Here is a 23,194-nt window from a genome sequence, read left to right as displayed (position 1 = left end):
CGGGGCGTTCTCTCAGACTCGTCTCACGTTCGCTCACTACTCTGGACGGCCACGGAACTGTGCCGGAGAGACCAGGAGGCGGACGTGGCGCGCGGAGGGCAGGGGCTGGCTCGGGTGGCCGTCGTCGTACGGGCCGGAGCCGCGCCGTTGTGGTGGTGCGGGGTGTTCGCGGCGGGGGTCGGGGTTCTGGTGCCCGGCCTCACCGGGCGGCGGATCGGGGTGCTGGCCGGGGCCGCGCTGTTCGTCGTCGCCGTCGCCGTGGTCGCGTCGCGCGGCCGCAGGCGAATCACCGGACTTGGCCGCGGGGCCGCCCGGGCCGGCAAGAACGATGTGCTCCAGGACCGGGCGGTCACCGTCCGCACCTGGAGGCGTGGACACCGCTGGTGGCTGCTGCTCGCCTTCGTGGCCGCGCTCGGCAGTTCCTTCGCGGTGCCCGCGGCCGCCGGCCTGCTGCTCGCCGGCTGCGGAACCGGGCTGCGGCTGAAGGCCGCCTGGCTCGGGCACCGCGAACGGGCCGAGGACGCGCTGCTGTGGGTGCGCGTCGACTGGCTGGACCGGCACGGCGGACGCCCGGCCGGCAAGGCCGTCAAGGCGTACCGCAGCACCGGCATCGCGGCCGGCGACGCGGCCCCGGGCGGGGCCCGCCGCCGCACCGCGGCGCTGGTCTAGCCGTACTGCGCAGGGACCGGGCCCGGCCGGTGCGGCCGGGCCCGCTATACCTCCAGGTCCTCCTCGATCCTCTTCAGCTGGTGGCGGGCCATCGCCAGGTTGGCCCGCTTGGCGTCCAGGACCAGGTACATGAAGAGCCCGTTGCCGCCGCGGCCGCTGATCAGCCGGATCAGGTGGTACTGGTCGTTCAGCGTGATCAGGATGTCCTCGATCTGGCCCTTGAGCCCGAGGTGCTCCATGGTGCGCATCTTGGCGCGCACCACGTCGGTGTTGCCGGCGGCGGCGACGTTCAGGTCGAATGTCTTGCTGCCGCCCAGGGTGCCCAGCGCCATGCCGCTGGTGTAGTCGACGAGCGCGACGCCGGTCGCGCCCTCGATCGAGGCGAGACACTCTTTCAGTGTGGTTTCGGTGTTGGCCATGACAGTGCTCCTCGGTTCCTTCTCAACTTTCCGTGGTGGTGCGCGCGTTGGTGGTCCCTGAGCCGCGCGCCGATCTGGTCCGTACGATGGGGGGCTTGGCGGGCGTCCGGACGGGCGCCTTCGCGGGTGTCTTCGCCGGCGCCCTGGCCGGTGTACTGGCGGAGGCGGCCTTCGCCTCCCGCGCCTTCGCCTCCCACGCGTCGACGAGCTCCCCGATGCGGGCCCCGGCCCGGCGGCCCTCCAGGTGCAGCCGCCCGACGTTGACGCGGTCCTGGGCGAGCAGGGTCAGGACCGCGCTCTCACCGGCCGCGTAGGTCGCGACGTAGCCGTAGACCCCGCGCACGAGCAGCTCACGGAAGTCGCCCTGGCCCGTCGTGTCCGCCATCCGCACCGCGACGCCGAGGGCGGCGGCCGTCAGCGCGGCCACCACCTCCGGCTCCACGCCGGGCGTGTCGTGGGCGAGGACGAGACCGTCCACGCCGGCTGTCAGGGCGCCGGTCAACTGGGGCACACGGGCCCGCAGCCGCCGGAGTTCGTCGAGTATCTCGGGCTCGGACACCATCAGCTCGCTCCTCTCGGCGCGCGGTCGCTGCCGTTCAAAGGGCCTCCAGCGCATCCCTGAGCCTCTTCAGCAAGGTGATGTCGGGGTCGTTGACACGGGGCAGGGTGACGCCCGGTGCCGGGTTCGGGGCCGGTGCCACGGGGCTCGTGGCCAGACCGGGGTGGGGCGGTGGAGCGGCCTGCGGGCGCTGCGGCCGGGGTGGCGGGAAGAGACCGGTCAGCAGGCCCGCCGCCGCCAGCCGCCGGACGTCCACCAGGGTGTGGAAGGCCTGTCGGCCCAGCTCCCGGGCGATGTCCGACGCGGTGCGTACACCGTCCACCAGGGCCAGCACCGCGCTCTGCCGGGCGGTCGGCGCGGGCGCCGCGACGGTCTCGGCCCGCCGCAGCGGCGCCCCGTCGGTCAGCGGGTCGGGCCACAGACGGTGCAGCAGCTCACGCCGGCGCAGCGTCTCGCGCTCGACCGCCTCGACCGGGACCGGCCGCAGCGTGCCGAGCCAGTGCCCGGCGCCGTACCGGAAATGGCCCGGGGTGCTGCTGGGGGTGAGCGCGAAGTACGCCGCGTCGTACACCGCCTCCAGGTGGCACAGCTCCAGCGCGCCGCGCGGGACGCGGCCGGCGTCGAGCAGCAGACGGGCGACGCCGTACTCCTCGTCGGCCCGGTCCACCGCGTCCTGCCAGACGGCCGGGGCGAGGGTGCCGTGGGCCAGGAGGAGCACGTCGAGGCCCGGGGCGAGCGGGCTCTCGGCGTGCACCACACGGCCCTCGGCGAGGTAGAGCGAGCCGCGCTCGCGCTCCAGGACACCGGTGGCCCGTTCGGCCGCGAGCCGGGTCAGCATCGGCGACAGTCCGCTGCCGCGTTCCCGGGCGGCCGACTTCTCCCGCACCGGCAGCCGGGGCGGTGGGGTCGTCCCCTGCGGGGTCGTTCTCACCGCGGTCATCCCAGCACCAGCCGACCGGCCATCTCGCCCAGCCGGATCCGGGCCAGCGCGAGGTTGCCGTCCGGCCGGGCCAGCCACACGTGCAGGAACACGCTGCTGTCGAAGGACGTCGGCACGAAGCGCAGCACGTGGTAGCTGTCCCGGTTGCTGATGATCAGGTCCTCGACCGGAGGATCGGCGGCCCCGGCCCCGGTGGCCGCCGATCCCGTCCCGTCGCCGGCGTAGCCGTCGGGGGCGAACGCCCGCTGCTCCGCCGTGAGCCGGGCGACCTCGGCGGCCTCGGCGGCAGCCGCCTCGTGGTCGCCGCCGGGGAACTCCCCGACCGAGCCCAGGGCCAGTCCGCTCGTCCAGTCGACCAGCGCGGCGCCCCGGGCACCGGGCAGCCGCATGGCCTCCAGTAGACACTCGTCGATTCCGGGCACCGTTGGGCTCCCCTCCCGCCTGCGGTTCGGCTGAGTGATGAAGAAGCTACGCAACGTAGGTGCGAGGAGTGAGTCTTCTGGCATTTTCCAGCGGAACATGCGGCGAGGTGACTAAGGTGGGTCGACTGTCCCTGTTTCGGGCCGTATCGACGCCCCATGCGCCCCTTCCGTACCGTTCAACACCGTGCCCCTCGGCGCGCGTCAACGGCGTGCGCGTGTGTACGGGGTGGTGAACGCGAAGCCGCGCGCCCTCTCGTCGCCGGTGCTGCCGCTGACAGCTTCGCCCGTGCCCGGCTCTCGCCCCGTGCTCCGCTCTCGCTCCGCGCCACGCCCCACCTCGCCCTCGCCTCGCCGTTGCCGTGCCGTCGGCCTTCCGGCGACCCTGCTGCTGACGGTCGGGGGCCCGTCGTGGCGTGGCGCGCCGCGGCACGCTCTGGCCCCGATGTATTGACTAGTTCTATTCATCAAGTCAGGATGTGAATAACAACAGCAACACCGCCGGGATCACCCATCCGCAAGGAGGCAGACCATGTCAGGACCCCGCCCCGTACGAGCGCCACGCGGTACGGAACTGAGCGCCCTGGGATGGCAGCAGGAAGCCGCCCTGCGGATGCTGCAGAACAACCTCGACCCCGAGGTCGCCGAACACCCCGACAAGCTCGTGGTCTACGGCGGCACGGGCAAGGCGGCCCGGGACTGGCGCTCCTTCGACGCCATGGTCCGCACGCTCAGGACCCTCAAGCAGGACGAGACGATGCTCGTGCAGTCCGGCCGCCCGGTCGGCGTCATGCAGACCCACGAGTGGGCCCCGCGTGTCCTCATCGCCAACTCCAACCTCGTCGGCGACTGGGCCAACTGGGAGGAGTTCCGGCGCCTGGAGCACCTCGGGCTCACCATGTACGGCCAGATGACCGCCGGTTCCTGGATCTACATCGGCACCCAGGGCATCCTCCAGGGCACCTACGAGACCTTCGCCGCCGTGGCCGCGAAGAAGTTCGGCGGCACGCTCGCGGGCACCATCACCCTCACCGCCGGCCTCGGCGGCATGGGCGGCGCGCAGCCGCTCGCCGTGACGATGAACGACGGCGTCGCGATCTGCGTCGACGTGGACCCGCGCGCCATCGACCGCCGCATCGAGCACCGCTACCTGGACGTCAGGGCGGACAACCTGGACCACGCGCTCCAGCTGGCCGTCGAGGCCCGCGACCAGCGCAAGCCGCTCTCCATCGGCGTCCTCGGCAACGCCGCCGAGCTCGTCCCGCAGCTGCTCGCGATGGGCGCCCCCATCGACATCGTCACCGACCAGACCTCCGCCCACGACCCGCTGGCCTACCTGCCGACCGGGATCGCCTTCGAGGACATGGCCGACGCCGCCGCGAAGGACCCGGCCGGCTTCACCACCCGGGCCCGCGAGTCGATGGCACGGCACGTCGAGGCGATGGTCGGCTTCATGGACGCCGGCGCCGAGGTCTTCGACTACGGCAACTCCATTCGTGGCGAGGCGCAACTCGCCGGTTACGACCGGGCGTTCGCCTTCCCCGGCTTCGTCCCCGCCTATATCCGCCCGCTGTTCTGCGAGGGCAAGGGCCCCTTCCGCTGGGCCGCTCTGTCGGGCGAGGCGTCCGACATCGCCAAGACCGACAGGGCGATGCTGGAGCTCTTCCCGGAGAACGAGTCCCTGGCCCGCTGGATCAAGCTGGCCGGTGAGCGCGTCCACTTCCAGGGCCTGCCCGCCCGCATCTGCTGGCTCGGCTACGGCGAGCGCGACAAGGCGGGCGAGCGCTTCAACGACATGGTGGCGTCGGGTGAGCTGGCGGCCCCGCTGGCCATCGGCCGCGACCACCTCGACAGCGGTTCCGTCGCCTCTCCGTACCGCGAGACCGAGGCCATGCTCGACGGCTCCGACGCGATCGCCGACTGGCCGCTGCTGAACGCCATGGTGAACGTCGCCTCGGGCGCCTCCTGGGTCTCCATCCACCACGGCGGCGGTGTCGGCATGGGCCGTTCCATCCACGCCGGCCAGGTCTCCGTCGCCGACGGCACGAAGCTCGCCGGCGAGAAGCTGCGCCGCGTGCTCACCAACGACCCCGGCATGGGCGTCATCCGGCACGTCGACGCCGGCTACGACATCGCCGAGACCGCGGCGGACGAGCGCGGCGTGCGGGTCCCCATGCGTGAAGGTGACGACGCGTGACGTTCCACAGCATGTGGGCGGAGCTGCTGCCGGTCGGCCGCAGCTCCGCCTCCGGCGGCTACCGCCGCTACGCCTGGACCGCCGCCGACGCCGACTGCCGGGCCTGGTTCAGGGAGCAGGCCGAGGCACGGGGACTGACGTACGAGGTCGACCGCAACGGCAACCAGTGGGCGTGGCTCGGGGATCCGGCGGCCGGGGACGCCGTCGTCACCGGGTCGCACCTCGACTCCGTGCCGGACGGCGGCGCCTTCGACGGGCCCCTGGGCGTGGTGTCCTCCTTCGCCGCCCTCGACGAACTCCGGGCACGCGACGTCCGGCTCGCCAAGCCGCTCGCTCTCGTCAACTTCGGTGACGAGGAGGGCGCCCGCTTCGGGCTCGCCTGCGTGGGCTCCCGGCTCACCGCCGGCCGCCTCACCGTCGAACAGGCCCACCGGCTCACCGACGGCGACGGGATCACCCTCCCGCAGGCCATGGAGGCCGCCGGGCAGGACCCCGACGCTATCGGCCCCGACCCGGAGCGGCTCGCCCGTATCGGCGCCTTCGTCGAACTCCACGTGGAGCAGGGGCGCGCTCTCGACCTGAGCGGGGACCCGGTCGGCCTCGCCAGCGCCATCTGGCCGCACGGGCGCTGGCGGTTCGACTTCCGGGGCGAGGCCAACCACGCCGGAACCACCCGCCTCGTGGACCGGCGCGACCCGATGCTGCCGTACGCCGAGACCGTGCTGACCGCCCGCCGCGAGGCCCGGCTCGCGGGCGCCGTCGCCACGTTCGGCAAGATCTCCGTGGAGCCGAACGGCGTCAACGCCATCCCCTCCCTGGTGCGCGGCTGGCTCGACTCCCGCGCCGCCGACCAGGCCACCCTCGACACGGTGGTCGGCGGTGTGGAGCAGGCCGCGCGCGAGTACGCCGAGGCCCACGGCGTCGACCTGGACGTCGTGCGCGAGTCGTTCACGCCCGTCGTCGAGTTCGACCACGCCCTGCGCGACGAACTCGGCCGCATCCTCGGCAGCGACACGGACCTCAAGGTCCCCGTCCTGGGCACCGGCGCCGGACACGACGCCGGAATCCTGTCCGGGACCATTCCGACCGCCATGCTGTTCGTGCGCAATCCCACGGGCGTCTCGCACTCCCCGGCCGAGTTCGCCGCCGAGGACGACTGCGTGGCCGGGGTGCACGCCCTCGCCGACGTACTGGAAGGACTGGCCCGCAGGTGACCTCCACGCAGCGGACACGGACGTACTGGCTGGAGCACGCCTGGCTCGACACGAACGTCGAGCCGGGCGTGGCCCTCGAGGTGACGGACGGCCGCATCACCGCCGTCCGGACGGGCGCCGACACCCCGCCGCCCGGCGCCGAGACGCTGCGTGGCCTCACCCTCCCCGGCCTGGCGAACGCCCACAGCCACGCCTTCCACCGTGCCCTGCGCGGCACCGTCCAGGTCGGCTCCGGCACGTTCTGGACCTGGCGCGAGGTCATGTACTCGGTCGCCGACCGGCTCACCCCGGAGACGTACCACCAGCTGGCCCGTGCCGTGTACGCCGAGATGGCGCTGGCCGGCATCACGGCCGTCGGCGAGTTCCACTACCTGCACCACGCCCCCGGCGGCACCCCCTACGCCGACCCGAACGCCATGGGCGAGGCCCTGATCGAGGCCGCCGCCGAAGCCGGTGTCCGGATCACCCTCCTCGACACCGCCTACCTGTCCGCCGGCTTCGGACAGCCCCCCACCGCCCACCAGCTCCGCTTCTCCGACGGCGACGCGGACGCCTGGGCCGAACGCTGTTCACTTCTCAAGGAACGGGATCACGCGAGGATCGGGGCGGCCGTCCACTCCGTACGGGCCGTGCCCGCCGACCAGTTGGCGACCGTGGCGCGCTGGGCCGAGGAGCGCCGGGCACCGCTGCATGTGCACCTGTCCGAGCAGACCGCCGAGAACGACGCCTGCCTCGCCGCCCACGGCCGCACGCCCACCCGGCTCCTCGCCGAGCACGGCGTCCTCGGGCCGCGCACCACCGGCGTCCACAACACCCACCTCACCGACGAGGACATCGCCCTCCTCGGCCGGTCCGGCACCGGCACCTGCATGTGCCCGACGACCGAACGGGACCTCGCCGACGGCATCGGCCCGGCCGTCGCCCTCCAGGCCGCGGGCTCACCGCTCTCCCTCGGCTCCGACAGCCACGCCGTCATCGACCTCCTCGAAGAGGCCCGCGCGATGGAGCTGAACGAGCGGCTGCGCACCCGCACCAGAGGTCACTGGACGGCGGCGGCCCTGCTGCGCGCCGCCTCCGCCGACGGCCACGCCGCCCTCGGAAACCCGGACGCGGGCACCCTGGAGACCGGCGCGGCCGCCGACTTCACGACCATCGCGCTCGACTCGGTCAGGACAGCGGGCCCGGTGCCCAGGCTCGGCGCCGAGACGGCCGTATTCGCGGCGACCGCGGCGGACGTACGGCATACGGTCGTCGCCGGGCGGCACGTCGTACGCGACGGGGCGCACACGCTCGTACCGGATGTGCCGCAGGCCCTCGCGCGGGCCGTCGCGGCCCTGCACGCCTGACCCCGGCGGCCGCCGTCGCCCCCGACCCCACTCCCGTCAGCCACGAGGACACGACGATGAGCAGCAGCACCGGCACGAGCACCGTCATCACGAACATCGCCACGCTGGTCACCAACGACCCCTCTCTCGGTGACGCATCCCCTCTCGGTCCGGTCCGGGACGCGGCCGTCGTCATCGAGGGCGACCGCGTCGTGTGGACCGGTGAATCAAGCAAAGCACCCGCCACTGACAACCGGGTCGACGCCGGTGGCCGGACGGTCCTCCCGGGCTTCGTCGACTCCCACTCCCACCTCGTCTTCGCGGGCGACCGAACCGAGGAGTTCAACGCCCGCATGTCGGGACGCGGCTACACGGCGGGCGGCATCCGCACCACGGTGGCGGCCACCCGGGCGGCCACCGACGGGGAACTGGAGGCGAACCTCACGCGTTTCCTCTCCGAGGCCCTCCGCCAGGGCACCACCACCTTCGAGACCAAGTCCGGCTACGGCCTGACGGTCGCCGACGAGGCCCGCGCCCTGCGCCTCGCCGCCGCCCACACCGACGAGGTCACCTACCTCGGCGCCCACATCGTCTCCCCCGACTACGCCGACGACCCGGCCGGCTACGTGGCCCTGGTCACCGGCGAGATGCTCGACGCCTGCGCCCCGCACGCCCGCTGGATCGACGTCTTCTGCGAGAAGGGCGCCTTCGACGGCGACCAGGCCCGCGCGATCCTCACCGCCGGCAGGGCGAAGGGCCTGCACCCCCGCATCCACGCCAACCAGCTCTCCTACGGCCCCGGCGTGCAACTGGCCGTCGAGCTGGACGCGGCCAGCGCCGACCACTGCACCCACCTCACGGACGCGGACGTGGACGCCCTCGCGAGCGGCGACACGGTCGCCACTCTCCTCCCCGGCGCGGAGTTCTCCACCCGTGCCGAGTGGCCGAACGCCCGCCGCCTGCTGGACGCGGGCGTCACGGTCGCCCTCTCCACGGACTGCAACCCGGGCTCGTCCTTCACGTCGTCCGTCCCGTTCTGCATCGCGCTCGCGGTGCGGGACATGCGGATGACGCCGGACGAGGCGGTGTGGTCGGCGACGGCGGGCGGGGCCGCGGCCCTGCGCCGCACGGACGTGGGACGGGTGGCCCCCGGCGCGTTCGCCGACCTGATCCTCCTGGACGCCCCGAGCCACGTCCACCTGGCCTACCGGCCCGGTGTACCGCTCGTCTCGGAGGTGTGGCGGCGCGGCGTACGGGTCGTCTGAGCGGGCTCCTCGGCGGTTGCCCGAGCGGAGGTGCGAGCGGTCGCCCCGGCGGGGTCGGCCGACGGCTCCCGCCCCCGGTCCGCCACCGTGCGCCCCCATCCGGTGCCGACGAGCACGAGCAGCGCGCCCACGAGGCCGAGCCACCCCGGCCGGTCTCCGGCGAGCGCGATGCCCACGGCCGCCGCCCACACCGGCTCGGTGCCCAGCAGCAGGCTGACCCGGGACGGCGACGTACGGCGGACCGCCCACATCTGCACGAAGAACGCGAACAGCGTGCAGAACACGGAGAGGTAGACCAGCCCCAGCCAGTCCCCGCCGTCGAACTCCGACGCGGCCGCCCACGGCGAGGCGCCCGTCCCCGGCATCGCCACCAGCACCGCGAACACGGCCACCGCTGAGCCCAGTTGCACCGTCGTCAGGGACAGCGCGTCGGCGCCGCGCACCGAGTCCATGCGCGCCATGGCCAGCACGTGCACAGTACGGGCGACGGCGGCCCCCAGCATCAGCAGATCGCCCCCGGACGGCGCGGTGAACCCGGCGCCCTGCGTCAGCAGCGCCACGCCGAGCACCGAAAGCCCCGCCGCCGCCATGAACGCCCCCGGCAGCCGCACCCCGCGCACCCGGCTCTCCGCGAGCGGCGTGAACACCATGGTCAGACTGATGATCAGCCCGGCGTTGGTCGCGGAGGTGTGCACGACGCCGTACGTCTCCAGCAGGAAGATCACGGCCAGGATCAGCCCCAGGATCCCGGCCCCGCGCAGTTGTGCGCCGCTCAGCGCCCGCAGCCGCCGCCACCCCGCCACGACCAGCACCGGCAGCACCACGGAGAACCGCAGCACGAGGACGGCCGGCACGGTGTCCGCGGTGGTGACGCCCTTGGCGGCGAGATAACTGGAGCCCCAGACGACGGCGACGAGCAGCACCGGAACATCGGCGAGCCGCCCGGCACGGGAGGGACCGGCAGGGGAGTCAGGAGAGGTGGGCATGGGTCTCCTCATGAGCAGAGGACGGGGCTGGCCCAGCGGCTCTGCTGGTCAGAGGGCTGGGTCAGAGTAGTCACCCGGAGGACTCCGGCCAATGGGTTTCCACGATGAGGACGACGTGGCTCCCCCGGACAGTCACACGCCCGTCCAACCGGATGCCTCTGACACGGGGGGACGGAAACCGGCTCCCCTTGGTCAGAGGCAGTCGGCGCGTATGGCATGCAGGAGGTGGGTGAGGGGCGTGGTCGTGGTCGTCAGGACCGTGGCGGGGTCGTCGGACTCGCGGAGGTGGAGGGTGGTGGGGGTGGAGGCGAGTTCTACGCAGTCGTTGCCGTTGCCGTCGCCGTCGCCGCCGTCGCCGCCGGAGAAGGACGACTTCTGCCAGTCGTCGGGAGCGGCCGTGCTGCGCCTCACCCGTTCCTTCGCGAGTTGGCGGATGAGGTCACGCGAACGCTCGGCATAGGCGAACGACGCTCACCCCGCGCCCGCCCGCCACAGCTGGTCCCCGTCCTCGTCCAGCGGGTTCAGCGACACTCCGCCGCTCGCGTCCGCCGTCAGCGCCGTCTCTATGGCGATCGCCGGGCGTATCGTCCCGTCGTCGTCGACGGTGAACCGCAGGTTGGCCCCGTTGTCACCCTCCACGGACTCGCACTTCCACACCCCCACCCCCTTGTCCACGGACCCCCGGCTGTCCAGGCAGAAGTCCTGGTCGGCGGAGGACTGGACGACGCCGCGTGCCGCGTCCACCCGCCACCGCTGGCTGGGCGAGGCGGAACACGGCGCCGTCACCACGTCCGTGCCGTTGTCGAAGTCGCCCGCGACCTCCAGGCACCGCCGCGTGGCGACGTTCACGACCTGGGCGTACGCGATGCCGGGCGCGCGGGTCGGGGAGGGGGTGGGGCTCGGTCTCGGCGCGGCGCTCGTGGCGGGCGGGGAAGAACTCGGCGGCCGGGACGGGGACGCGGAGGGCGTAGGGGAGGGCGCGGGCGGTGCGGGGACCGTCGCCGTCACCGTCACCGGCGGGACGCTCGACGGTCCCGTGACGACCGCGCCCGCCGAGTCCCCCGCGTCGCCCGAGGGCCGGAGCAGGAGCACGGCCAGCGGCACCACCGCGACGCCCAGCGCCGCCGAGGCCAGGACGAAGCGGCGCGACGCCTTCCGTGCGGCCGCCGGCACCCTGCCGCCGGACGGCTCGCGCTCCTCCCTCGCGTATGCCGTCCCGCCCCACGCCAGCAACCCCTCCGCCAGCGCCCCGCGCGGGTCGTCGCGCACCGCGCACTGCTCCTCGTAGGCGGTCGCGCAGTGCGGGCAGTGCGCGCGGTGGGCCTCCAGGTCGGGGCTGTGGCGGGCGCCCTGCGCACGCGTGGACTCCTCGATCAGCCGGCGGAAGTCCGCGCAGCGAGGATCGTCGGAGGCGGCGAGGCGCAGTCGCAGCGCGGCCTGGGCGAGGGCGTGGAGGGCGGGGGCCGTTCCGTAGGTGACGTCCTGCGCCGTCAGGCCCAGCAGCGACGCCGTGCGGTCGACCGGCTCCCGCTCCACCACGCCGTACCAGATCAGGCCCTGCGCGTCCGAGGGCAGCGAGCGGAACGCGGGGAGCAGGGGCGGCAGCGGGCCGTTCGGGGCCGGTGCCGTCGTCGTGTTCAGGACGAGGAGAAGTCCCGTGTCCAGCCCGCCGGCCCGGTCGTCCACGGCCCAGCTCGCCGCCACCCGTCCGGTCAGCAGCAGGAGTTGATGCCGCCACGCGCCGCCGGGGTCGTTGCCGCGGGCCGTCTCCCGGGCCGCGAGCGTGAACGCCTCCGCCGCCAGTCGCCGCGCGGCCGGCTCGCTCGTCGTGCACAGGCGGGCGTACGCCAGGACGGCCGGGTCGTGGCGGGCGCGCAGTTCGCGCAGCGCCGGATAGGCCGTGGCGGGAGCCGCGCGCAGCAGCTCGGTGAGGTGCGCGTCGGAATCCATGAGGGTCGCCTCCTCGCCGGATCGTCCGGCTGCTGACGTACTGGTCAGTCTGGGGTGGAGGTGACCTTAGTGGCGACGGGCGTCGCGTGGCGAGGTTTCCGGGGTAAGAGGGTGCGAGACGGTGTCCCGGGGGGCCACTGCCCCCCGGGAGAGGTCTCATTCCTCGACGGTCAGCCCCTTGCGCAGGCGCACCAGCGTCCGCGAGAGCAGCCGCGACACGTGCATCTGCGAGATGCCGAGCTCCTCGCCGATCTCCGACTGGGTCAGGCCGGCGACGAAGCGGAGGGAGAGTATCTGGCGGTCCCGCGAGGGGAGTTCGGCGATCAGCGGCTTCAACGACTCCACGTACTCGATGCCTTCGAGTCCGTGGTCCTCGTAGCCGATCCGGTCGGCGAGGGCGCCTTCGGAGTCGTCCTCCTCCGGCTGCGCGTCCAGCGACGAGGCCGTGTACGCGTTGGATGCCGCCATGCCCTCGACGACCTCCTCGTTGGAGATGCCGAGGCGTTCCGCCAACTCCACCACGGTGGGCGCCCGGTCCAGCTTCTGGGCCAGTTCGTCGCCCGCCTTGGCCAGCTCGAGCCGGAGCTCCTGGAGCCGGCGCGGGACGCGTACCGACCACGAGGTGTCGCGGAAGAAGCGCTTGATCTCGCCGATGATGGTTGGCATCGCGAAGGTCGGGAACTCGACGCCGCGCGACAGTTCGAAACGGTCGATCGCCTTGATCAGGCCGATGGTGCCGACCTGGATGATGTCCTCCATCGGCTCACTGCGGGAGCGGAAGCGGGAGGCGGCGAACTTGACCAGCGCGAGGTTCAGTTCGACGAGGGTGTTGCGGACGTACGAGTACTCGTACGTGCCCTCTTCGAGGGACTCGAGCCGCGCGAACAGGGTCTTGGACAGAGCCCGCGCGTCGACGGCGGTCACCTCGTCGTACGGGGGGATCTCCGGAAAGTCGGCGAGGATGTCGGTGGGGTCGACGTCCGCTGCCGCGTCCTGCGCGATGGGTTCCAGATGTTCTTGTTCCGGAGGGGGTGTCGACGTCGCTCCGCGGGTAGGCGGTGCGTCGAGCCGGGGTGACATGATGTCCTCCATCGTTCTCGGCGTATGGCTGCCGAAGCCAGTGAGCGCACTGCGGTGTGCGGCGCCTCCAAAGCCGGCCGTGTCGGGTACGTGCTCCTACTAGCCCTACCCGCTTTACTTGCCCTGCCGCAAGTGCATTTTGTACGGTTATGTCCGTTTGTGTGCGATTGTTCGGGTGTTGAGGTACGGGTCGAAGGCGTAAGGTGCGAGGGCGTCAGCAAGCAGTCAACGACCCCAGGAGAAGAGACGGCATGGACCGCGGGACGGTCGGCAGCGCACAGTCTGGCCGGCTTCTGGTCGAAGTGCGGCAAGTGGGCGCGAGCGCCGTTGTGACCCCGGCGGGTGAGCTCGATCACCACACCGCCGATCTGTTGCGTGAGCCACTGGACGACTGCCTCTCCAAGGGGCTCAGTCGCCTCGTGGTGGACTGCACCCGTCTGGAGTTCTGCGACTCCACCGGACTCAACGTGCTGCTCGGCGCCCGCCTGAAGGCGGAGGCCGCCGGTGGCGGGGTCCATCTGGCGGGCATGCTCCCCGTGGTGGCGCGGGTCTTCGAGATCACCGGCGCGGACGCGGTGTTCACCGTGCACGACACGGTGGACGCGGCCCTGGCCGACGGGCACGACGGGCGTGACGAGGACGGCTGAGCCTCGCTCGCCGGAAACGGGTGCGAACGGACGTGAACGGGGGGTGTTCCGGCGGTTCCCTCGGGCAGGAGACATCCTGAACCCGAACAAGTCGGTGCCGATGCCGACGCGAACGCCGTCCGTGTACGTACAGAACACGTACAGAAGAGAACTCTGTAGTGATCCGACTCTTGAACTGTGAACTGTGATCTGGTGAATCGGGGAATCGGTGAGGTGAAGCGCTGATGAGCACCACCCGGCCTTGCTCGCCGGGCGACCGCGGCCCGGAGTCCAGCGGCGCTTCCCAGGCGTCCGAGGGGGGCCCGCAGCTGGCTGAGGCGTCCCAGGGAGGCGCACAGGTGGCTGAGGCGTCCCAGGGGGGCGCGGCGACCGTGGCATCCGCATCCGCGTCCGGTTCGCCGGGCGGTCGCCAGGTGCGTCGTCTGAGCTTCGACGACGTCGGCGGGGTGGTCCCGCTCGCCCGGGACTTCGCCCGACAGGCGCTGTACGCGTGGGACTGGCTGCCCGCCGCCACCGCCGACCGGCGGGCCGCCGCCGAGGACGTGCTGCTCGTGGTCTCCGAACTGGTCACCAACGCGTGTCTGCACGCCGAGGGGCCGGACCGGATGGTCCTCAGCTGCGACAACAAGGTGATCCGTGTCGAGATCTCCGACCGCGGCGCGGGTCAGCCGGCCCCGCGCAACCCGCACCGCGCGGGCCGCCCCGGCGGCCACGGCATGTTCATCGTCCAGCGTCTCTGCCTGGACTGGGGCGTAGTGCGCACCCCGGGCGTCACGGGCAAGACGGTCTGGGCGGAACTGGGCGCCCCGGCCTGACGGCCACGGAGCCCGGAAACCCGCGGCCGGCCGTGCCCTGTGCTCCGGCCGTCGTGCGTGCCCTGTGCTCCGGCCGTCGTGCGTGCCCTGTGCTCCGGCCGTCGTGCGGGCCTCGGCCTCCGGGGAAGCGGGGGAAGCCCGCTCTCGTGGCACCCGGCCGACGGCGGGTATCCGCGGTGCGGGCATGCCTGCAACGGCCCGGGGCCTCCCGGCCGTCCGCTGCCGACTCTTCCGGAGCGGCATCGGTGTCCCGACGGGACGGTCGCCGTCCCCCACATGCCTCGGCGCCGGGCGGTTCCGCGCGTCCGCACAACCCCCTGAACCCGCGCGCCGGATCGTCACAACTCCGGCGCGTACCTTCTCTTCCCTCCTCATCGCCCCCGGCGTACCTTGACGGCTCAATCTGATGCCTCGTCAGTAAGGGCGGGGTGGTGGCAGTGAGGGGACGGGACCGTGTCGAACCGGAAACGAACCGCAGCGCTCGCGACTGCCGCGGCCCTGGCCGGCTCGGCGGTGTGGATGGCCGCCCCGGCGGCCATGGCCCAGGTCGTGAACGTCAACTACACCTGTGACACGCCCATCGGCGTGAAGACCGCCGTATCGCCGATCGACATCCAGGGCGTCAAGAGCGGCAGCGGCTACAAGATCACCATGTCCTGGCAGAAGGGCGTCTCCTCCAGCCCCATCGAACTCGGCGCGGGCGCCATGAAACCGAGCGCCACGATCAAGCTCGGCGGCGTGGACGGCGGCACCCTGAACGTCACCGGCCCCGCCAACCAGGCCGCGATACCCGAGAACACCCCCATCAAGATCAACGACCTGAGCGGTACGTACACCCCGAAGAAGACCGGCAAGGTCACCTTCACGGCCGGTGTGCTCACCATCAAGGCGATGGGCACGACCACCACCTGTACGCCGAGCAACAAGCCCGGCCCCTCCCTGACCCTCGACGTGACGGCGTCCGGCGGCGGGAGCGGCACGAGCGGCGGCGGGTCCGGCGGCACGACGAGCGACGGCGGCTCCGGCGGCGACCTTCCGCAGACCGGCCCCGAGGACTCCGCCATCGCCCTGGGCACCCTCGGCGGCACGGTGCTGCTCGCGGGCGCGGCGGGCGCTCTCTGGCTGACCCGGCGGAACCAGACGGCACGCGCCCGCCGCTGACCGCCCCCTCCGTACGAGTGCTGGAGCCGCCGATGCCGTACGCCGCCGCCCGTGCCCTGTTGCTGACCCTGTCGCTCCCGCTGCTGCTCGCGGCCACCCCGGCCGACCCCGGCGGCTGGTCGGTCGCGCCCTCCGGTGGCGGGCGGCCGTCCTTCTACGCGGAGGGTGCGCCGGGGGCGGTGCTCCAGGACACGCTCTCCGTGACCAACCGGGGTACGCGGCCGCTGACCGTGCGGCTGCGCGCCACCGGTGGCGGCCTGCGGGTCGCCTTCGCCGAACCGGCCCTCGACATCCCCGCCCGCACCCGCGCCGAGGTGCCCTTCACGGTGACGGTCCCTGCGGACGCGCCGCCCGGCGACCGGGCCGGTCAGCTCGTCGTACGGGACTCCACCGGCCGGGAGTCCGCCGTCCGGCTGCTGATCCGGGTCGGCGGCCCGGAGCTGGCCGCGCTGACCGTCGAGCATGTGGCCGTACGCGGCGACCGCATCACGTACGAGCTGGTCAACCGCGGGACGACGGCCGTCGTCCCGCGGCTCGCCGTGCACGCGGACGGTGTCCTCGGCGCCGTCCTGGACCGCGCTCCGCGCACCCTGCCCGTCCGCCTGGCCCCGGGCCGCCGCCTCGAACTCGACGAACCGTGGCGCGACCGCCCGGCCCTGGACGCGGTCACCGTCCGGCTGACCGTGACCGCACCGGGCGCGGCACGGGCCACCGGCCGGGCGTCGGCGCGGTTCGTGCCGTGGGGCGCGGCGGCGGGTACGGCGGCAGGCGTCCTGTCGGTCGCGGCGGCCGTCGTGGCCGTACGGCGACGCGGACGCCGGGCGGCCGCGGCTGCCACCCGGGCGAGGGGAGCGTTGAGTGAGACGCGCTGACGTGAGACGCGCCGGCATGAGCGGAGCCGGCGTAAGGGGCCGGCCGCGGATCACGGTGCTGGTGACGGCCCTGATCCTGACGCTGCTCCCGCTCTCGCTGCCGTGGGCCGGTGCGGCCGCCGCGGAGGGCAAGCCGGCCGTCACCCTCTCCAAGTCGCAGGCGGGCACAGGCGGTTCGATCACCGTGAGCGGCAGCGGCTGGCGGTCGCGCACGCTGCTGATGCTGCTGGTCTGCGGGCGGGCGACACCGGCCCGGGGCGTGGTCGGCGGTACCAACTCCTGTGCCAACGGCGACGGTCGCGCCGTCACCACCGACGCCGACGGCCGCTTCAGCCGGGCGCTGCCGGTGGCCGAGCCGCCGGTGCCGTGCCCCTGTGTGGTGCACGTGGCCACGGCGACCGGGGCGAAGGCGCAGGCCGACGCGGTGTTCCAGGTGGCCGGACACCCGGTCGAACCGCTTCCCGCGCAGACCGCCGGCGGACGCCTGTCCGTGCTCAGCGACACCCGGCTCGACGGCTCCGGCGGTCTGCTGACCTGGTTCGGCGCGCCGCCCTCGCGCACGCTGGCCTTCACCGTCGGCAACGTGGGCACCGCGGCCGTCAAGGACCCCGTCTTCCAGGTGGGCACCGCTCACGGGGTGTTCGCCCCGCAGTGGGACGAGCGGCAGTGGCACGGCACACTCGGCCCCGGCGAGAAGGCCCGCGTCGAACTGCCCGTCGAACTCACCGCCGGCGCCCACGGCGACTACACCGTCTCCCTGAAGTACGGCGGGAAGGTCCTGGCCGAGCAGCCGTGGGGCGTGGGCCGCCCCTGGGGCGTGACCCTGTTCTGGATCCTGCTCTGCCTGGTGGTGCCGGCGGCGGTCTTCCGCGTCGGGATGGCGGTGGTGGACCGGATGCGCCCGCGCCATGCCGCCCGACGGCCCGCGCGCACCCCGGGACGCAGGCGCAGGACGGCGACCACGCCCCCGCGGCCCGCGCCCCCCACCCCGAACGCGACCCTGCCGTGGTTCACCCCGGACACCGGTCCGGGCGGCCCGGCGGGCCGGCTCTCCGCACCGCACGAAGACCGTCCGGCGAGTCCCACGACTCCCACGACTCCTGGCAGGAAGGGATCCACGTGAGTGAGAGAGCCGTATCACCCCACCGTGCGCCCGCGCGGAAGAGAGCGGCAGCGGCGGGCGCCGCCGTCCTGTTCACCGGGGCGGCCGTCCTGCTCGGCGTGACCGCCGGGCAGGCGCAGGCCGCCGAGGTGTCCTACGCCACCAAGTGCGTTCCGCCCTCGGGCATCGGCCTGCCCGACGTCATCGGCACCACCAAGGTCGACATCTCGGTGCCGGCCACCGCGAAGGTCGGCGACACCGTCGACATCGTGTGGAAGTTCACCCAGGCCGCTTCGAAGAACCCCGACCTCATCGACCTGCCCGCGAACTCGGTCCAGCCGTCCGGCACCCTCAAGGCGGCCGGCGCGCAGACCGCGGACATCGCGATGCAGGGCCCCCGCGAGAACCCGGCGATCCCCAAGGGCGGCGCGATGACGCTGTCCGACATGAAGGGCACGCTGAAGCTGACGGCGGCCGGGCAGGTGACGCTGACTCCGGACGCGTACGTCGTCAACGCGCTGTCCACGGACACCAAGTGCGGGCCGACGGAAGCCGTCCAGCCGGCGGCGACCATCACCGTGACGGCGGGAGGCGGGAGTTCGGGAACGGGCTCGGGTTCGGCCTCGCCGAGTACGTCGCCCGACCCCTCGCAGAGCCAGAGTCAGTCACCCTCGTCGAGCCCGTCCAGCACGCCCAGCACCTCCCCGTCCTCGTCCGCGACCGGCGGTGACGGCGGGCAGACCGACTTCACCGGCAAGGTCGTCGACATCCCCTACACCTGTGACTCGCCCCTCGGGGTGAAGAAGGCGACCTCGCCGATCCAGATCAACGCCAAGAAGAACGGCGGGAGTTACGCCCTCACCGTGCAGTTCAAGAAGTCGGTGATGGACAGCCCGATCGACATCCCGGCCGGCAAGGTGAAACCCACCATGCAGATCGTGCTGGGCGGGGCGGACCAGGGCTCGGTGAAGGTGCAGGGCCCGCTGAACTCCGCGCCGATCGCGCAGAACGACCCGATCGAGATCCCGGACCTCACGGGCGTCTACAAACCCGGCGCGACCGGCACGTCCACGCTCTCCCCGGGCGTCCTGACGATCGAGGCCATGGGCACGACCACCACCTGCACTCCGGACAGGACGGCCGTCTCCCTCACCCTGGACACCTCGGAACAGGCGAGCGGCGCGTCCGGCGGCAGCGGCTCTTCGTCCTCCTCGGGCGGGACGTCGTCGACCGGCGGCGGCCTCGCGGAGACGGGCTCCGGCGACCACGGCACGCTGAAGGCCCTGGGCCTGGTGGCGGGCACGGCGATCCTGCTGGGCGGCGCGGTCTTCACGTTCATGCCGGGCAGGAGGATGCGCTGAGTCCGGCCCGGAGACCCTGAGCCGGAACGGGGGGAGGGCCGTCGTACCCACCCGGGTACGACGGCCCTCCCGGCACGCACGGAAGCGGACGTCAGCGCACGTCGCCCATGAGCGTCCTGACCTTCTTGCGGTACATCCACACCGCGACACCGGCGACCACGGCGAGCATGGCCTCCAGGGTGACGACGCCGGTCTTGTCGAGGTCGACGCCCGCGATGGACAGCAGGCCGGTCGTGGCGTCACCGGCGGTGACGGCCAGGAACCACACGCCCATCATCTGCGAGGCGTACTTCGCGGGCGCCATCTTCGTCGTGACGGACAGGCCGACGGGCGAGAGCAGCAGCTCACCGACGGTCTGCACGAAGTAGATCGCCACCAGCCACAGCGCGGCCGCCTTGTGACCGCCCTCGGCGATCGACAGCGGGGCCAGGAAGAGGAAGAAGGACGCGCCGACCAGGAGCAGACCCGAGGCGAACTTCACGATCGTGCTCGGCTCCTTGCCGCGCCGGTTCAGCGCGAGCCAGGTCCAGGCGAAGACCGGGGCCAGGGCCATGATCAGGACCGGGTTGACGGACTGGTACCAGGAGACCGGGAACTCCCAGCCGAAGACGGTGTTCTCGGCCGACGAGTCGGCGAAGATCGACAGGGTCGAGCCGCCCTGGTCGTAGATCATCCAGAAGACGGCCGCGGCGACGAAGAACCAGATGTACGCGGACATCGAGGACTGCTCGGTGCGGTCCAGGTCCTTGTCGCGCTTGATGCGGGTCAGCACCATGACCGGGATGATCACACCGAGGAGGGTCAGCGGGACCAGGAGCCAGTTCAGCGTGTAGTGGCCGGAGAAACCGACGATCGCGTAGAAGACGAGGGCGATGCCGGCCCAGATCGCGGCCTTGCTCAGCGTCGAGGACTTCTCCTCGGCGGACAGCGGCGTCGGGACGACGCTGGAACGGTCGGCGAGGTGGCGGCTGCCGAGCAGGAACTGGGCCAGACCCAGCGCCATGCCGAGCGCGGCGAGCGCGAAGCCGAAGTGCCAGTTGACGTTCTCGCCGATGGTGCCGATGATCAGCGGCGCGGCGAAGGCGCCGAGGTTGATGCCCATGTAGAAGACGGTGAAGCCACCGTCGCGGCGCGCGTCGTCCCGGCCCTCGTAGAGGTGGCCGACCATCGTCGAGATGTTGGCCTTCAACAGGCCCGAGCCGATCGCGACCAGGCCGAGGCCGGCGTAGAAGGTGCCGGACGTGGGCAGCGCCAGCGTGAGGTGGCCGAGCATGATGACCCCGCCGGCGACGGCGACGGTCTTGCGCGGACCCCAGACCCGGTCGCCGAACCATCCGCCCGGCATCGCGAGCAGGTACACCAGCGACACGTACACGGAGTAGATCGCGGTCGCGGTCGCCGCACCGAGGTGCAGGCCGCCCGGAGCGACGAGGTACAGCGGGAGCAGGGCCCTCATGCCGTAGTAGGAGAACCGCTCCCACATCTCGGTCATGAAGAGAGTGGCCAGTCCGCGGGGGTGGCCGAAGAAGGTCTTCTCGGAACCGGGGGTGCCCGGAGTCACCGAGTCCTTCGTCAGGCTGGACGCCATGGTCGTTCCTTGCTGCTCGGGACGCGCGCCGCGGTGGAGCGTCGCGCGCCCGGTGGGGGGCGGCCGGCACCGGCGGACCGTGTCGTCCACCCCCACGCCCCGGGGGAGTCCGCTCCGGGTCTCGGAGCGGCGGACGGCGGCCGCCGGGATCCACGCCCCTCGAGTCGGGGGCCCGGCCACAGGTCATTCCTTCGGGGGCCGGCGGGGACCGGCCCGCACACAAAGGAGACCCTCGACGTCAAGCCGACCGCCGAAGGTCCGTGCGTGCTACAGGCGTTACTTCACCATACGACAGCACAACGCCTGATATGGAAGGACTTGAGACACGGATCACAGGTGATCAAGGAACCGTGGGCGGTGTTTTGAAGGTCTCCACCAGGATGCCACCCCCCGACCGCAGGTCCGTACCAAGATCGACGGGGGAACGGCCGACCGCTCGGCACGCCGTCTGTCCGGCATGTCCCTGAGTAAGAGACAGCTGGGCGATCACACTTCGGCCGCCGCCCGGCGCGGTCTACCATCAGCTCATGACCCGTGTACTGCTCGCCGAGGACGACGCGTCCATCTCGGAGCCGCTGGCCCGCGCTCTGCGCCGGGAAGGCTACGAGGTCGAGGTGCGTGAGGACGGCCCCACCGCGCTCGACGCCGGAATGCAGGGCGGCGTCGACCTGGTCGTGCTCGACCTCGGGCTGCCCGGCATGGACGGCCTGGAGGTGGCCCGCCGGCTGCGCTCGGAGGGCCACGCCATCCCGATCCTCATCCTGACCGCGCGCGCCGACGAGGTGGACACCGTCGTCGGTCTGGACGCGGGCGCCGACGACTACGTCACCAAGCCCTTCCGGCTGGCCGAGCTGCTGGCGCGGGTCCGGGCCCTGCTGCGGCGCGGCGCGTCCGAACCGCAGCAGCCGCCCGCCACCCACGGCGTCCGCATCGACGTCGAGTCGCACCGCGCCTGGATGGGCGAGGAGGAACTCCAGCTCACCGCCAAGGAGTTCGACCTGCTGCGGGTCCTCGTCCGTGACGCGGGCAGGGTCGTCACCCGCGACCAGCTGATGCGGGAGGTCTGGGACACCACCTGGTGGTCGTCGACCAAGACCCTCGACATGCACATCTCGTGGCTGCGCAAGAAGCTCGGCGACGATGCGGCCAACCCTCGTTACATCGCCACCGTGCGGGGCGTCGGTTTCCGCTTCGAGAAGAGCTGACCGCTCCACCGGGGTCGGCCGACCGCGCGCGTCGCGTCGTCGGTTGCGGGCCGTGGGGCTTCTCGCGCAGTTCCCCGCGCCCCTGAGTCGGTTGCCCGCACCGGCCCTGTGAAGTCACCGTCCGGAGGGCTCCGTGCGTCGCCGTCTCATTCAGTCCACGCTTGCCGTCGTGCTCGTGGTCATCGCCGTCTTCGGGGTCTCCCTCGTCATCGTCGAGACCCGCACGATCAGCAACAGCGCCCAGGAGCGGGTGGACTCCGAGGCGCTGCGGCTGGCCAGCATCGTGGACAGCCGGCTGGTGGGCTCCGAGAACGTCACCTCCGAGATACTGCGCGACCAGGTGACGCAGGACCGCTACGCCGAGATCCGGATCCCCGGCCGGCCGGTCATCCAGGTCGGCACCAAGCCCGAGGGCGATGTCATCAGGGCCACGGCCCAGGGCGAGGAGGGAGAGAGCATCCTGGTCCAGGAACCGCGCTCCACGGTCACCCGGGAGGTCGGCCGCACGCTGCTGATCATCGCTCTGGTGGCGCTGCTCGCGGTGGTCGCGGCGGTGCTGCTGGCCATTCGCCAGGCCAACCGCCTCGCCTCCCCCCTCACCGACCTCGCGGAGACGGCGGAACGGCTGGGCTCGGGCGACCCGCGGCCCCGGCACAAGCGGTACGCCGTTCCCGAGCTGGACCGGGTCGCCGACGTCCTCGACGCCTCCGCCGAGCGCATCGCCCGCATGCTGACCGCCGAACGCCGGCTGGCGGCAGACGCCTCCCACCAGCTGCGCACGCCCCTGACGGCCCTCTCCATGCGCCTGGAGGAGATCACCCTCACCGACGACCCGGACACCGTGAAGGAGGAGGCGACGATCGCCCTGACGCAGGTGGAGCGCCTGACGGACGTGGTCGAACGCCTTCTGACCAACGCCCGGGACCCGCGCACCGGCTCGGCGGTCACCTTCGACCTCGACGAGGTCATCCAGCAGCAGCTCGCCGAGTGGCGCCCCGCCTACCGCGGTGTGGGCCGGGCCATCGTCAGCTCCGGCAAGCGCAATCTGCGGGCGGTGGGCACGCCGGGCGCGGTCGCCCAGGTCCTGGCCGCGCTGATCGAGAACTCTCTGATGCACGGTGGCGGCACGGTGGCGCTGCGCACCCGCGTCACCGGCAACCAGTCCGTCGTGGAGGTCACCGACGAGGGCCCCGGCGTTCCGGCGGATCTGGGCGCCCGCATCTTCGAGCGGGCCATCAGCGGCCGCAACTCCACGGGCATCGGCCTGGCGGTCGCCCGCGACCTGGCGGAGGCCGACGGCGGCCGGCTGGAGATGCTCCAGGCCCAGCCCCCGGTCTTCGGCCTGTTCCTGTCCCGCACGGCCCCGCAGAAGCGGACGGCGGAGGACGGCGAGCCGACGGTCAGGTAGCGCCGGGTCAGC

At 72.6% G+C, this 23,194-nt stretch carries 22 protein-coding genes; 13 read left to right on the top strand and 9 right to left on the bottom strand.

The window, feature by feature from the left end:
• Window positions 1-84 precede the first annotated feature (84 nt).
• A complete protein-coding gene (locus tag ACIPFH_RS27270; RefSeq protein WP_401830346.1) occupies window positions 85-669 on the top strand; it encodes a hypothetical protein in 585 nt (194 codons plus the stop codon).
• 44 nt (window positions 670-713) lie between these two features.
• Here ACIPFH_RS27270 and ACIPFH_RS27265 read toward each other — a convergent pair whose 3' ends face one another.
• Genes ACIPFH_RS27265 through ACIPFH_RS27250 form a run of 4 tightly spaced genes read right to left on the bottom strand, consistent with a single transcriptional unit; the run spans window position 714 to window position 3,009 of the window.
• Window positions 714-1,088, bottom strand: a complete 375-nt coding sequence (locus ACIPFH_RS27265; protein WP_307163715.1) for a hypothetical protein — start codon at window positions 1,086-1,088, stop codon at window positions 714-716.
• 22 nt (window positions 1,089-1,110) lie between these two features.
• Complete coding sequence (locus tag ACIPFH_RS27260) at window positions 1,111-1,650, bottom strand: roadblock/LC7 domain-containing protein (RefSeq protein WP_356247248.1); 540 nt, start codon at window positions 1,648-1,650, stop codon at window positions 1,111-1,113.
• Between the two features lie 34 nt (window positions 1,651-1,684).
• Window positions 1,685-2,587, bottom strand: a complete 903-nt coding sequence (locus ACIPFH_RS27255; RefSeq protein WP_401830343.1) for a transcriptional regulator — start codon at window positions 2,585-2,587, stop codon at window positions 1,685-1,687.
• Window positions 2,584-3,009, bottom strand: a complete 426-nt coding sequence (locus ACIPFH_RS27250; protein WP_356247244.1) for a hypothetical protein — start codon at window positions 3,007-3,009, stop codon at window positions 2,584-2,586. The genes ACIPFH_RS27255 and ACIPFH_RS27250 overlap by 4 nt, the downstream gene beginning before the upstream one ends.
• A gap of 529 nt (window positions 3,010-3,538) precedes the next feature.
• Here ACIPFH_RS27250 and hutU point away from each other — a divergent pair.
• From hutU to hutI, 4 genes are read left to right on the top strand one after another with little or no spacing between them, the layout of a single operon-like run.
• Window positions 3,539-5,203 carry a urocanate hydratase gene (gene hutU, locus ACIPFH_RS27245; protein ID WP_401830340.1) on the top strand — a complete coding sequence of 555 codons (1,665 nt, stop codon included), beginning with the start codon at window positions 3,539-3,541 and terminating at the stop codon, window positions 5,201-5,203.
• Window positions 5,200-6,417, top strand: a complete 1,218-nt coding sequence (locus tag ACIPFH_RS27240; RefSeq protein ID WP_401830337.1) for an allantoate amidohydrolase — start codon at window positions 5,200-5,202, stop codon at window positions 6,415-6,417. The genes hutU and ACIPFH_RS27240 overlap by 4 nt, the downstream gene beginning before the upstream one ends.
• Window positions 6,414-7,763 carry a formimidoylglutamate deiminase gene (locus tag ACIPFH_RS27235; RefSeq protein WP_401830335.1) on the top strand — a complete coding sequence of 450 codons (1,350 nt, stop codon included), beginning with the start codon at window positions 6,414-6,416 and terminating at the stop codon, window positions 7,761-7,763. Before ACIPFH_RS27240 ends, ACIPFH_RS27235 begins: the two co-directional genes overlap by 4 nt.
• A gap of 56 nt (window positions 7,764-7,819) precedes the next feature.
• Window positions 7,820-9,007, top strand: a complete 1,188-nt coding sequence (hutI, locus tag ACIPFH_RS27230) for an imidazolonepropionase (RefSeq protein WP_401830334.1) — start codon at window positions 7,820-7,822, stop codon at window positions 9,005-9,007.
• Here the strand turns inward: hutI and ACIPFH_RS27225 are convergent.
• The 4 genes from ACIPFH_RS27225 to ACIPFH_RS27210 all read right to left on the bottom strand — a co-directional run bounded on the left by ACIPFH_RS27225 (window position 8,947) and on the right by ACIPFH_RS27210 (window position 13,035).
• Complete coding sequence (locus ACIPFH_RS27225; RefSeq protein WP_401830331.1) at window positions 8,947-9,993, bottom strand: DMT family transporter; 1,047 nt, start codon at window positions 9,991-9,993, stop codon at window positions 8,947-8,949. The genes hutI and ACIPFH_RS27225 overlap by 61 nt on opposite strands.
• A gap of 192 nt (window positions 9,994-10,185) precedes the next feature.
• Window positions 10,186-10,404: a DUF397 domain-containing protein gene (locus ACIPFH_RS27220; protein ID WP_401830330.1), complete on the bottom strand. Its 219-nt coding sequence runs from the start codon at window positions 10,402-10,404 to the stop codon at window positions 10,186-10,188.
• 60 nt (window positions 10,405-10,464) lie between these two features.
• The gene (locus ACIPFH_RS27215; RefSeq protein WP_401830327.1) at window positions 10,465-11,943 is read right to left on the bottom strand and encodes a ricin-type beta-trefoil lectin domain protein; all 1,479 of its coding nucleotides are present in this window, start codon (window positions 11,941-11,943) and stop codon (window positions 10,465-10,467) included.
• Between the two features lie 156 nt (window positions 11,944-12,099).
• Window positions 12,100-13,035, bottom strand: a complete 936-nt coding sequence (locus ACIPFH_RS27210; RefSeq protein WP_356247222.1) for an RNA polymerase sigma factor SigF — start codon at window positions 13,033-13,035, stop codon at window positions 12,100-12,102.
• A gap of 239 nt (window positions 13,036-13,274) precedes the next feature.
• On the opposite strand from ACIPFH_RS27210, the gene ACIPFH_RS27205 reads away from it, so the two are divergent.
• The 6 genes from ACIPFH_RS27205 (at window position 13,275) to ACIPFH_RS27180 (ending at window position 18,981) form a co-directional block, all read left to right on the top strand.
• Entirely contained in the window at window positions 13,275-13,670 is a 396-nt protein-coding gene (locus ACIPFH_RS27205; protein WP_401830325.1) for an STAS domain-containing protein, read from the top strand.
• Between the two features lie 224 nt (window positions 13,671-13,894).
• A complete protein-coding gene (locus ACIPFH_RS27200; protein WP_401830323.1) occupies window positions 13,895-14,485 on the top strand; it encodes an ATP-binding protein in 591 nt (196 codons plus the stop codon).
• A 453-nt stretch (window positions 14,486-14,938) separates the two neighbouring features.
• The gene (locus ACIPFH_RS27195; RefSeq protein ID WP_401830320.1) at window positions 14,939-15,646 is read left to right on the top strand and encodes an LPXTG cell wall anchor domain-containing protein; all 708 of its coding nucleotides are present in this window, start codon (window positions 14,939-14,941) and stop codon (window positions 15,644-15,646) included.
• A 32-nt stretch (window positions 15,647-15,678) separates the two neighbouring features.
• A complete protein-coding gene (locus tag ACIPFH_RS27190) occupies window positions 15,679-16,518 on the top strand; it encodes a hypothetical protein (protein WP_401830317.1) in 840 nt (279 codons plus the stop codon).
• 16 nt (window positions 16,519-16,534) lie between these two features.
• Entirely contained in the window at window positions 16,535-17,641 is a 1,107-nt protein-coding gene (locus tag ACIPFH_RS27185; RefSeq protein WP_401830314.1) for a hypothetical protein, read from the top strand.
• A 68-nt stretch (window positions 17,642-17,709) separates the two neighbouring features.
• The gene (locus tag ACIPFH_RS27180) at window positions 17,710-18,981 is read left to right on the top strand and encodes a hypothetical protein (RefSeq protein ID WP_401831122.1); all 1,272 of its coding nucleotides are present in this window, start codon (window positions 17,710-17,712) and stop codon (window positions 18,979-18,981) included.
• Between the two features lie 91 nt (window positions 18,982-19,072).
• On the opposite strand, the gene ACIPFH_RS27175 is transcribed toward ACIPFH_RS27180, so the two are convergent.
• Window positions 19,073-20,569, bottom strand: coding sequence for an oligopeptide:H+ symporter (locus tag ACIPFH_RS27175; RefSeq protein WP_401830312.1), 1,497 nt, complete (start codon window positions 20,567-20,569; stop codon window positions 19,073-19,075).
• Window positions 20,570-21,096: 527 nt separating this feature from the next.
• On the opposite strand from ACIPFH_RS27175, the gene ACIPFH_RS27170 reads away from it, so the two are divergent.
• Window positions 21,097-21,774 carry a response regulator transcription factor gene (locus ACIPFH_RS27170; protein ID WP_020128522.1) on the top strand — a complete coding sequence of 226 codons (678 nt, stop codon included), beginning with the start codon at window positions 21,097-21,099 and terminating at the stop codon, window positions 21,772-21,774.
• A 133-nt stretch (window positions 21,775-21,907) separates the two neighbouring features.
• Complete coding sequence (locus ACIPFH_RS27165; protein ID WP_356247210.1) at window positions 21,908-23,182, top strand: ATP-binding protein; 1,275 nt, start codon at window positions 21,908-21,910, stop codon at window positions 23,180-23,182.
• Window positions 23,183-23,194 lie beyond the last annotated feature (12 nt).

The organism is Streptomyces sp. NPDC088157 (assembly GCF_044741545.1).
GTDB lineage: Bacteria > Actinomycetota > Actinomycetes > Streptomycetales > Streptomycetaceae > Streptomyces.
The sequence above is the reverse complement of the archived record's forward strand: the minus strand, read 5'-3'. Positions and strand labels throughout refer to the sequence as shown.